Genomic DNA, 10,663 nt, shown 5'->3' with positions numbered 1-10,663 from the left:
TCGCGTACCTGCTCTGCGAGCGGGTGTCGCCAGAAGTACTGGATCGCCGTCATCAGGTCCCTCCACATCTGCTTCGCCTGGGGGTCGGCCAGGCATGAGTCGACGAACTGCACGAAGACCGCGGCACTGTCGGGGTCGATGGTCCGCAAGGCGGATGCCAGCGATTCCAGTATGGCGGCGGCCCCCGGCCCGCGCCCGTGTGTCATCGCCGAGAGCACCGCAAGGGGTACGTCCCGCTCCGCCTGCCGCTCGTCCGCGATCACCGGCACGTTGTCGGGACCGAGCACGAGCGGCCGAACCGTCAGGGAGTACCAGCCGGGGAAGCCGAGCTGGATGGGCCGCGACGCCCACCGGGCCGTCGCGCTGCTCTGTGTGATCACGATGAGTACCGGTTCGCAGCGGTACTTCTCGTACAGGTAGGAGAGGTAGTAGGGCCAGCTGCCGCGCTTGCGGTCGTCCGCTTTCCCCTGCGACTCCACCACCAGCAGGTACATGCCCTCGTCCGTCTCCGCACGCAGCAGCGTGTCCACGCGGCGTTCGACCGGCTCGATCTCCGTCAGGTCCACGTTCAGCGCCGCGATCTCGCGGGGTTCCGGGAACGGGACATGCAGCACCTTCTGTAACGCCCGCGTCAGCAGCGCCGGGTCCTTCTGGAAGATCCGGTGCAGCGCCTCGTGCGACTGGCCCACCATCACGCCGCCCCCGTCAGTTCGCACCACACGTACTTGCCCCGGTTTCCGAAGCGGGCCGACGGCTGCCACCCCCAGTAGTCCGCACAGGCCACCACCAGCCCCAATCCCCGCCCCGCCTCCTCCGGCTCCCCCGTCGACGCCAGCGGTTGCGGCGGCTGTGGTGGCTCCGGATCCGTGTCCCACGCCCCGATCCACACCACCCCCTCCAGGGAACGGCGCACCCTCAGCGCAGCCGGCCCCTTCGTGTGCCGCACCGCGTTCGAGACCAACTCCGCCGCCAGCAGCTCCGCCGTATCCACCAACCCGGTCAACCCGTGCAGGGTCAGGATCACGCGCAGAGTCCGGCGACAGACCGTGACCGCCCTCAGGTCGTTGGGGATGTAGAGGGTGTAGTCCCAGGTTTCGAGCATGCGTCAACTCCGGTCAAATGAAGGGGAGTTCGCCTGCGGTGGCATTGCCGCGCCCGTCGTGACAGGACAGTGCGGTGCACTTCCGCTGCGTGTTCAGTGCGTCACCGACGGTAGGGCATAAATTTCATTCGCAGCAACCGGGTCGCGTAATCTGACCCCGAACGAGTCACCTCATCAGATCCGTTGAGGAAAGAAGGACGCCGTGCCAGCACGACGGCACCCCACAGCACGTCAGGTGCGCCTGGGGACAGAACTCCGCAGACTCCGCGAAGCCGCCGGGCTGAAAGCCACCGAGGCGGCCGGCCTGCTCGGGGTGACCTCCGTCCAGATGAGCCAGATGGAATCCGGAATCGCAGGAGTGAGCGAGCAGCGCGTGCGACGACTTGCCGCCAACTATGCCTGCTCGGAAGAGGAGTTGATCGGCGCCCTGGCAGCCATGGCGACCGATCGCACCCGGGGCTGGTGGGAGGAGTACCGGGGCGTCCTCCCGGCCGCATACCAGGACCTCGCCGAGCTGGATCATCACGCGAGGTTCCGCCACGACGTGGCGGTCATCCACGTGCCAGGGCTCTTCCAGACGGAGGACTACGCCCAGGCTCTCTTCGCCTACATGAACCCGGAGTTCCCGAGCAGCGAGGTGGGACTCCGGGTGGAGCACAGGATGAAACGGAGGGTCGTCATCGAAGGCCCGGACCCCATCCCGTACGAGACCGTGATCCACGAGGCGGCTCTTCGGATCAACGTGGCCGGGCGCGCCGCGACCCGGGCTCAGTTGACCCGCATCCTGGAGATGTCCGAGGCCGACCACGTCACGGTTGGGGTCATCCCGTTCACCGTGGACGACTTCGCAGGAGCCGGAAGCACCATGGTGCACCTGGGTGGCACGGTCCCACGTCTGGATACCGTCGTGCGCGATGCTCCGCACGGCACGGCCTTCGTCGATTCCCAAGCACAACTGGAGCACTTTCGAAAGCTCTTCCGTAGGGTTAAGGAAGAGGCACTGCCTCCGCAGCAGTCACGTGACCTCATCCACCAGTTGGCCAAGGAGCTGTGAGGACCAGCATGATCACCCCCACCTCGTGGAAGAAGTCGTCCTTCTCGGGCGGAGGCGAGGGCAACGACTGTGTCGAAGTCGCGGACCTGGACACCCACATAGCCGTCCGCGACTCCAAGGCCCCCGCCAGAGCCACCCTCGCCTTCCTCGCCTCGTCCTTCGTCCCCTTCATCGAGGCATTGAAGGAGACTCCTCCCACGAGGTTGTGAGCCGACGACCGACACGCAAGCGGAATGCGAGCGTGTCCACGTCACCTGCATAGGCGCGCGCTTCTAAGATCACGGGCATGGACATACTCGGTTTCGCCGCTCTCGCCCTGGCCGTGCTCGGCCTCGCCCTCAGCACCGTGAGCCGGTTCACGCGGGCCGATGAGCGCCTCGCGCGCGTCGAGCGCAAGCTCGACCTGATCATTCAGCACATGGACCTGCGCGAGGAGCTCCCGCGAATGGACGAGGTGAACGCCCTCGTGCGCGAGGGGAAGAAGATTCAGGCGATCAAGGTGTACCGGGAGGCCACCGGCGCCGGCCTGAAGGAAGCCAAGGAAGCCGTCGAACGCCTCGGTTAGGGCTCAGCGGGCGTCGCCCACCCCACGCAGACGGCTCACCGGTCCTCGCCCGCCCCACGCAGACGGCTCGTCGGCCGGCCCTCGCCCGCTTCGTACGCGGACGGCTCGCCGAACATCCCCGAAAGATCATCGGCGTGCTCGGGCAACCTTCTAGGCTGCCCTGATGATCAATCCGGTGGAACTCGTCATATTCGACTGCGACGGCGTCCTCGTCAACAGCGAACGCATCGCCGCCCGCGTCCAGGTCTCCCTCGGCGCGGAGCTGGGCTGGCCCCTCACCGAGGAGGAGGTCGTCGAGCGGTTCATCGGGCGGTCGCACGCGGCCATCCGCGAACAGGTCGCCGCCCGGCTCGGGGAGGAGACCGCCGCGATCTGGTCGGAGCGGTTCGAGCAGCTTCACCGTGAGGCCGTGGACGCCGATCTCGCCCCGGTCGACGGGCTGCCCGAGGCACTCGACGCACTGACCTTGCCGACCTGCGTGGCCTCCAGCGGCTCCCACGACAAGATGCGCCACACGCTCGGTCGCACCGGGCTCTACGACCACTTCGCGGGCCGCATCTTCAGTGCCTCCGAAGTCGCCCGCGGCAAGCCCGCCCCGGATCTGTTCCTGCATGCCGCCCGGCAGATGGGGGTCGCCCCCACTGCCTGCGTGGTGGTCGAGGACAGCCGGCCCGGCGTCCTGGCCGCTCGCGCGGCCGGTATGCGCGCCTTCGGGTACGCCGGCGGCCTCACCCCGGCCGAACGCCTCGAAGGCCCCGGCACCACCGTCTTCCACGACATGCGCAAACTGCCTGCCCTCATCACCGGGCAGTAGCCGGTTCCCGCTCCCAGCCCGTGTGCCGGACCCTCCACCGACAGGGTGCCCTCGAACAGGCCACCCTGTATACGGGGCCGGATGGCGGCTACGGCGTGTACACCTGCTCCAGGCTGTGGATCGCGCCGTCGTCGCCCGTCCCGTACTTGAACACCAGGCCGGAGTCGGGGTGCGCCTTGATCCAGTCGATCAGTTCCTGGACGCCGATGCGCTGGTTCTTGCTGCTCGCGACGACGGGGTTGGTGGCGGTGACGTACGCGGCCTGGTCGAGGGCCCAGCGGGCGTCCTCGCCGGTGACGACGAACGGCTTGCCGTCGGCGTCCTTGCCGGGGCATCCCCACGCCCCGTGCTGGATGACGAGGTTCACCTTCCCCGTGCTCGCGGGGAGTTCCTCGACGCGGTAGACGGCGATCTCGTCGGGGTCGACATGGTCCGGGTCCGGCGCCTTGGTGGCGCAGTCGGTGGCCGGTGCCGTGGTCTTGGTCGAACCGGCGGGCTTGGAGGCGGGCTTCGCCGCGGGCGTTCCGGCACCACCGGCCGCACCCGGCGATGCGGGAGCAGTGGCCCCCGAGCCTCCTGTGCCTCCCGTGCCACCGGTGCCTGCGGTGCTCCCCGTGTCCCCGCCCTTGCCCCCGTCGGACGTGCCCGGTGCCTTGCTCGCCGTGGTGGCAATGGCGCTCGGCGAGCCGTCGGCGCCGGCGGCGGAGCCGTCTCCCTGGCATCCGGTGAGCGCGGCGGCCAGTGCGGCGGCAGCGAGCGCGATGACGGCGGGTCTGAGGCGATGAGCATGCATGTCGGGACGTCCCCCCTGTTCGCGGGCGGCCCTGTCGGCCGCACACCGGTCGGGACCGTAACAACGCTTCGGCTCGCTCCGCACTACCAGAACATCCTGTGTCACGGACTCCGGACAATGCCGTCACGAGGCATGGACCATGTGACGGAGGGTCCGTCATCACCGCTGTCGTGGACACACCACCCCGCTGAGGTCACCACGCCCGCAACCCATAACATGACCACACAAGTCAAGTTGCCTCAGTCGGCCATAAGTTGAAAAGGGCAAACATGTCGTTCGGTCCCCCACCCGCAGGGTTCGGGCCTGCGACGCCGCCCTCTTCGAATCCGGCGGGCTCCAGCCCGCCCCCGTCGACTCCGCCGGCCGCGACCACTCCCCCGTCGGCCCCGCCCGCCCCGGCTCCCCCCGCCTGGACCGCGCCGAGCTCCGTCGAAGAGGCCCTCTACGAGGCCAAGTCCCGCGAGGACTGGGCAGCCTACTTCGACATTCTCGCGGACAGCCGTCTGTACTTCGAGATACGGCGCGACGGGGCGGACGCCGAACCGGGCAAGACGATTCCCGTCTTCGGGCACGATCCCCGGGTCGCCGGCGGACGGATCTGGGCCGTTTACACGGAGGGCATGCTGCCCGTGCCGGACCCGCACCGGGTGCTCAGCTGGCAGCGCCTCGGGTGGTTCGCCCGGGTGTGGGAGCCGAGCGATCCGCCCATGATCGTGGTCAATCCGGGCAGTCCGTGCGAGGCATTCCTGCCTTCCGCTCCACCGCACTCCGCCGCGTGGGCGCAGTACGAGGCGCAGGGTCCGCTGAACCGCGCGAGGGTGCGCACGCTCCGGTTCGGCGGGCCCCTCAAGGGGCAGGTCGCTCAGGGGCTGGCCTGCGGTGCGCTGCTGGTCGTGCGGTACGGGTTTCCGTGGAACGCCATGGCGTATCACGGCAACGGCTATCGGGGGGAGCGCGAGACCCTTCAGGAGTGGTGGGGCGTCACCAGCCGCGAGGAGTGGCAGGAGCAGCAGACCGCCCTGCTCGATCCCGACGGCGCCAACCCCGTCTGGGAGTTCGCCCTAGGACTGCGCCGCACCATCGCCCGGGACTTCGGCGGCCATGTCGACACCGCCTACTGGCGTGACGCGGTCGCCCGGGTGCTGCGGGCCCGTTCGGGCGGCGAGACCGTCATCACCCCGGACGGGGTCACCACCACTCCCGGCGCCCCGGAGGCGGAGACCGAGGCGCGGATCAAGGGCGTGCAGCATCTCGTCGGGCGCATCACCCGGTACGAGGCACGCTTCCGGGCCGACGGGATCCTGGAGGGGAACCGGTTCGTCAGTTCCGTGGACGCCTGGAACTTCGGGCGGGCCTCCGGGATGGCCCGCTGGGGGCTGGGCTCGCGGTACTGCTCGCTGAAGGAGGCCGAGTCGGCCGTCGTCCAGGCGGGCCGGGCCTCCGCGCGGTCGTACAAGTCCTGGCAGGACTTCGCCGCCGGGTACATCCTCGGGCGCTGTCTGCACTTCGACGACGAGGAGTTCGGGGAGTGGTACACGGACATGGTCGACCTGCACGGGATCCTGATGTCCGACCCCGAAAGCCCCTGGCTCACCGTTCCCTTCAAGTGAGGCGCGGTCATGTGCATCTCGACGGGTGAGGCTCGGTTCTCCGGCACGATCCTCTACTGCGGGCGCCAGCACCACCCCGAGCACGGCCTCATCCATGTCGTGGGGTACCAGAACACCGCCGTCAATCTGGCCGACGGTCCGAACGCCATGCTGCTGCATCTGCCCACACGGCAGCTCGGTCACGGGCAGTTCGTCTCCGCCGGGCGCAGCGGTGACGTCCTGCAGCGCATGGTCGCCGCGGTCGGGGCCGCCGGCGCCGAGGACGACGGCATCGCCTGGATGGGGGCGGATCCGCAGCCCGTCCAGGTCTTCGAGCACGACGTCTACACCGTGCTCCTCGCCTCCGATCCCACTCTCGTCCCCGCCGCGCTGCACCGGGTGCCGCCCCATCGGCGCCCCGCTCTCCACCCCGATCTGCTGCGCTTCTACGCCGAAGCCTTCCCCGACCACACCATCGCCCTCTGCTGCTTCGACAACGCCGATGCGCAGCGCGCCAGGCCCCTGTTGGTCTGGTACCCGCCCCTGGACCCCGACCGGCTGGTCCTGCCCGCGCTGGACAGTCACACGGGAGGTCCGCCGGACCTGGACGCGGACGTCCCCGTGGATCACTGGGTCCTGTTCTCCACCGACGAGGGCCCGTCCGGCTGGGGCGTCCCCGTCGACCACCCGCGGTCCATGCGCCACAGCCTGCGGGCGTTTCTTCCCGACGCCGTCGTGGGCCGGCACTACCCTCCGGGGCGGACCCTGCCCAACGGGGACTTCGCGATCAGCCACGAGGACCTGCTCTCCGCCGACCTCGACCGCGTCGAGCGGCTCCGGCCCGCCCGTCGCTGAGATCCGGCCGAAAGGCGAGCAGCCGCGGCCATTTCCCGACGGTGCCCCTTTGAACATCCTTGACCCGGTCATGCCAAGGCTTCACCATGGGCACGCATCCGCACCGTCGCACTGAAACACCCCCCAGCTCCCCCAGCTCCACTCCCCACGTCCGGGCGAGCCCTCGGCGACCCCGGAATTCCTGGAGACCCAAGGAGAATTCATGCGACTTCGCATCCGCGGCTCCGGCGCGCGCGGCGGCAGACGTACCGCTGCCCTCGGCGCGCTGCTGGCCCTCGCGCTCGCCGCCCCCGTGTCGGCAACGGCCACCCACGCCACCGCCGACAGTGCCCGCAAGGGCCCCTCCTCCGGCGAGGACATCCGGCAGTACGAGATCCAGCGGAGCACGACTCCCGTGACCCGTACGGCCCTCCAGCGGGCCGGCGTCACCGTCGACGAGGCCGACGAGGAGACCGTCGTCGTCTCCGGGCGCGCCGAGCAGATACGCGCGCTGCGCCGGCTCGGGTACGACGTCACGCCCCTCGGGGCGGTGCCCGGCCGCTCGTCCCGCGACCTCGGTGATCCGCGGCTGTACGACTTCCCCAGCGCCGACTCGAAGTACCACAACTACGCCGAGATGAACGCCGAGATCGACCAGCGCCTGGCCGCCTACCCGAACATCATGAGCAAGCGGGTGATCGGCAAGTCGTACCAGGGGCGGGACATCGTCGCCATCAAGGTCAGCGACAACGTGGGCACCGACGAGGACGAGCCCGAGGTGCTCTTCACCGCACACCAGCACGCGCGTGAGCATCTGACCGTCGAGATGGCGCTGTATCTGCTGCGGGAGCTGGGCGCCGGGTACGGGTCCGACCCGCGGATCACCAACATGGTCAACAGCCGGGAGATCTGGATCGTCCCGGATCTGAATCCGGACGGCGGGGAGTACGACATCGCCACCGGGTCGTACCGGTCGTGGCGCAAGAACCGGCAGCCCAACTCCGGTTCCTCGGCCGTCGGGACCGACCTCAACCGGAACTGGGACTACAAGTGGGGCTGCTGCGGTGGCTCGTCCGGCTCGAAGTCGTCGGAGACCTACCGTGGTTCCGCCGCCGAGTCCGCGCCCGAGGTGAAGGTCGTCGCCGACTTCGTGCGCAGCCGGGTCGTCGGGGGCAAGCAGCAGATCAAGGCCGGGATCGACTTCCACACCTACAGCGAGCTGGTGCTGTGGCCGTTCGGGTGGACGTACGCGGACACGGCGACCGGGATGAGCGCGGACGACGCCGCCGCGTTCAAGGCCGTGGGGCAGAAGATGGCCGCCAGCAACGGGTACACGCCCGAGCAGTCGAGCGATCTGTACATCACCGACGGTTCGATCGACGACTATCTGTGGGGCACACAGAAGATCTTCGACTACACCTTCGAGATGTATCCGACGTCCGCGTTCGAGGGTGGGTTCTACCCGCCCGATGAAGTCATCGAGCGGGAGACCTCGCGGAACAGGGACGCGGTGCTGCAACTGCTGGAGAACGCGGACTGCATGTACAGGTCGATCGGGAAGGCGGACCAGTACTGCAGCTAGGTGCGCCCCGCGGCGCAGCCGCACATCGCCACAGCCCCGCGCCCCCTAGTCCGAGCCTTCTTCGAAGTACGCGTCCAGCACGGCGTCCAGCTGGTCCTCCCACTCCTTGAAGCGCGCCCTGGCCGTCGCCTCGATCTCGATCGGGTACCAGCGGCGGTCAGGGGTGTGCACCGTGATGGTGAAACGCTTGCCGAAGCGGGGGGACTCCGTCTCGACCGCGGCGATCTCGTCCCAGCGGAACTCGCAGTTCTCCTCGTCCAGGCTGAGACGGAGCCCGCGGTGGTCGGCGACGAACTTCGCCCGGCGGTCGGCGGCCTCGAAGACGGGGCCGCCCTCCGGTGCCTCCTCCTCGGCCTCCGCGGCCTCATCGGCCTCCGGCTCCGCCGGTGCCTCGGCCGCCGGTGCCTCCGGCTCCTCGGCAGGCTCCGGCCCTCCCTCGGACTCCGCCGTCGGCTTCGCGTCCTCCGGCTCGCCGCGCACGGGCGCGGTGAGCCCCGGGATGAAGGCCGGGTCGAATCCTGCGCCCGTGACGGGCTCGCCCTCGACGGGCTTGCTGCTCGATCCTATGCGCTGGTCCACGGCGGCAGTATGGACGACATTGCTGTGCCGGAACCAGTCGGACCGCCCGACACTCGGGTTGGCCCTGGTCACTCGTCCATGAAGACGATGCGGCGGGTCCTGCCCCCGTCCCCCGGTACGGGCGTCACCGCGGCCCGCCCCGCCGGGACCGCGCGCTCGCGGCCCCAGGCCCGGATCTCCTCGATCTGCTCGGGGTTGCTGACGCTGAGCGGGCGCACCTGGGCGAAGGTGTCCATGACGTAGGAGTCCTTCAGCCGGTCGAAGCCGCCGCGGCGCACCGCCTCCTCGCCCACGTCGTGCAGCGCGGCCTCCAGGTCGGAGCCGGCGAAGCCCTCGGAGAGGTCGACGAGGCGGTCGAGCTGCTCGGGTTCGGGGTGGGCCTGGAGGTAGCGGTGGTGGTAGATGCGGATGATCTCCTTGCGGTCCTGGGCGTCGGGCAGGTCCACGAAGAAGAGTTCGTCGAAGCGTCCCTTGCGGAGCAGCTCCGGCGGCAGGCTGCGGATGTCGTTGGCCGTCGCCACGACGAACGCGCGGGACTGGGACTCCTGGAGCCAGTACAGGAACTGGCCGATGATGCGCTGCGGTACGCCGGACATGTCGTCACGGCCCGCGAGGCCCTTCTCGATCTCGTCGATCCACAGGACGCACGGGGCGACCCGGTCGGCCATGGCGAGCGCCTCGCGGAAGCGGCCCTCGGACTCACCGAGGTACTTGCCGTGGATGCTCGCCATGTCGAGGCGGTAGAGGGGCAGTTGCCAGTCGTGGGCGATCGCCTTGGCCGACAGGGACTTTCCGCAGCCGGGGACGCCGACCAGCAGGACGCCCCGGGGCGGGCGCAGGGCGGTGTGGCGCAGGTCGCGGGAGATCATGTCGTGCTTGCGTTCCAGCCAGGTCCGCAGGCCTGTCAGGCCGCCGATGGCGTAGTCGCTCTGCTTGAGGTGGACCCGTTCCAGGCCGGTGAGGTCGCTGAAGATGCGGTCCTTGGCCTGGGCGAGGCCGAGGACGTCCTCGCGGCGGATGGCGCCCTTGGCGGCGATGGTCGCCATGAGGTTGACGCACTCGGCCTCGGTGACACCGCTCAGGAACTCGGCGGCGCGGCGGGCGTCCTCCTCGGTCCACTCGATGGGGATGTGGCCGTGGTGGTCGCCGAGGAAGCCGCTGAGGATGCCGTACATCTCCTCGGAGTCCGGCAGGTCCAGGCGCAGGCTCATGCCGAGGCGCTGCAGGCCGCTCCAGATGGGGGTGTCCGTGATCAGGACGATGCTGCCCATGTTGCTGTCGGCGAGGCGCGCCAGTTCGGCGAAGTGGCGGGTGACCGGGGTGTCCGATTCGAGTTCGTCGGGGTCGACGAAGACGACGGTGGCGTTGGCGCGGCTGCCGAACTGGGCGGCGGCGAAGTCCATCGCCCCGGCGAGCGAACGGTCGTCCTGCACGGCGGCGTTGCTGCGCAGGTCGCGCAGGCCGGTCGCCCGGGTGTAGATCCAGAACGGCATGCTGCTGCGCCGGGACTGGGTGGCCGCCTCGCGCAGCAGGCGCAGGGCGCGCTGCTGTTCGATGGTGCGCATCGCGATGACCGGGACGCGGGCGGAGATGTAGCTGTCGAGGTGGCTGAGGCTCTCGGCGTAGTTCGACATTCGGGGTTCGGGCCTTCTGCGAGGGTGGGGTGCGGGCGGCGGGGCGGCGGCGAGGCGCTCCTCGGTCGGTCACCTCAGAAGCGCTGCTCCTCGGTCGGTCACCTCAGAAGCGCTGCT

12 protein-coding genes are annotated in these 10,663 nt (G+C 69.5%); 7 read left to right on the top strand and 5 right to left on the bottom strand.

What is annotated here, in order from left to right; translation table 11 throughout:
* Window positions 1-692: hypothetical protein (locus AB0H32_RS29405; protein ID WP_361126384.1), on the bottom strand; the 692-nt coding region annotated here is incomplete at its 3' end.
* Entirely contained in the window at window positions 692-1,102 is a 411-nt protein-coding gene (locus tag AB0H32_RS29400; RefSeq protein ID WP_361126381.1) for an ATP-binding protein, read from the bottom strand. The genes AB0H32_RS29400 and AB0H32_RS29405, both read right to left, overlap by 1 nt.
* A 202-nt stretch (window positions 1,103-1,304) precedes the next feature.
* Here AB0H32_RS29400 and AB0H32_RS29395 point away from each other — a divergent pair, with 202 nt between their 5' ends.
* The 4 genes from AB0H32_RS29395 (at window position 1,305) to AB0H32_RS29380 (ending at window position 3,535) form a co-directional block, all read left to right on the top strand.
* Complete coding sequence (locus AB0H32_RS29395; protein ID WP_361126378.1) at window positions 1,305-2,156, top strand: helix-turn-helix transcriptional regulator; 852 nt, start codon at window positions 1,305-1,307, stop codon at window positions 2,154-2,156.
* 8 nt (window positions 2,157-2,164) lie between these two features.
* Window positions 2,165-2,365 (top strand): DUF397 domain-containing protein, encoded by a 201-nt coding sequence (locus AB0H32_RS29390; protein ID WP_361126375.1) that lies wholly within the window; start codon window positions 2,165-2,167, stop codon window positions 2,363-2,365.
* 77 nt (window positions 2,366-2,442) lie between these two features.
* Window positions 2,443-2,721, top strand: coding sequence for a ribosomal protein L7/L12 (locus AB0H32_RS29385; protein ID WP_361126372.1), 279 nt, complete (start codon window positions 2,443-2,445; stop codon window positions 2,719-2,721).
* A 163-nt stretch (window positions 2,722-2,884) separates the two neighbouring features.
* Complete coding sequence (locus tag AB0H32_RS29380; protein ID WP_361126369.1) at window positions 2,885-3,535, top strand: HAD family hydrolase; 651 nt, start codon at window positions 2,885-2,887, stop codon at window positions 3,533-3,535.
* A gap of 88 nt (window positions 3,536-3,623) precedes the next feature.
* Here the strand turns inward: AB0H32_RS29380 and AB0H32_RS29375 are convergent, their stop codons facing one another.
* Window positions 3,624-4,328 carry a hypothetical protein gene (locus AB0H32_RS29375; RefSeq protein ID WP_361126366.1) on the bottom strand — a complete coding sequence of 235 codons (705 nt, stop codon included), beginning with the start codon at window positions 4,326-4,328 and terminating at the stop codon, window positions 3,624-3,626.
* Window positions 4,329-4,597: 269 nt separating this feature from the next.
* On the opposite strand from AB0H32_RS29375, the gene AB0H32_RS29370 reads away from it, so the two are divergent.
* The 3 genes from AB0H32_RS29370 to AB0H32_RS29360 all read left to right on the top strand — a co-directional run bounded on the left by AB0H32_RS29370 (window position 4,598) and on the right by AB0H32_RS29360 (window position 8,333).
* Window positions 4,598-5,938: a DUF1266 domain-containing protein gene (locus AB0H32_RS29370; protein ID WP_361126363.1), complete on the top strand. Its 1,341-nt coding sequence runs from the start codon at window positions 4,598-4,600 to the stop codon at window positions 5,936-5,938.
* Window positions 5,939-5,947: 9 nt separating this feature from the next.
* The gene (locus AB0H32_RS29365; protein ID WP_361126360.1) at window positions 5,948-6,772 is read left to right on the top strand and encodes a hypothetical protein; all 825 of its coding nucleotides are present in this window, start codon (window positions 5,948-5,950) and stop codon (window positions 6,770-6,772) included.
* A gap of 202 nt (window positions 6,773-6,974) precedes the next feature.
* On the top strand, window positions 6,975-8,333 hold the full coding sequence (locus tag AB0H32_RS29360; protein WP_361126357.1) for a M14 family metallopeptidase: 1,359 nt from the start codon (window positions 6,975-6,977) through the stop codon (window positions 8,331-8,333).
* Between the two features lie 45 nt (window positions 8,334-8,378).
* Here AB0H32_RS29360 and AB0H32_RS29355 read toward each other — a convergent pair whose 3' ends face one another.
* Together AB0H32_RS29355 and AB0H32_RS29350 are read right to left on the bottom strand one after the other, a co-directional pair.
* On the bottom strand, window positions 8,379-8,912 hold the full coding sequence (locus AB0H32_RS29355) for a hypothetical protein (RefSeq protein WP_361126354.1): 534 nt from the start codon (window positions 8,910-8,912) through the stop codon (window positions 8,379-8,381).
* 68 nt (window positions 8,913-8,980) lie between these two features.
* Complete coding sequence (locus AB0H32_RS29350) at window positions 8,981-10,546, bottom strand: AAA family ATPase (protein WP_361126351.1); 1,566 nt, start codon at window positions 10,544-10,546, stop codon at window positions 8,981-8,983.
* Window positions 10,547-10,663 lie beyond the last annotated feature (117 nt).

Origin of the sequence: Streptomyces sp. NPDC020362 (genome assembly GCF_040642095.1) — a bacterium.
Lineage (GTDB): Bacteria > Actinomycetota > Actinomycetes > Streptomycetales > Streptomycetaceae > Streptomyces.
Note: the sequence above shows the minus strand (reverse complement) of the source record. Positions and strands in the feature narration are given on the sequence as shown.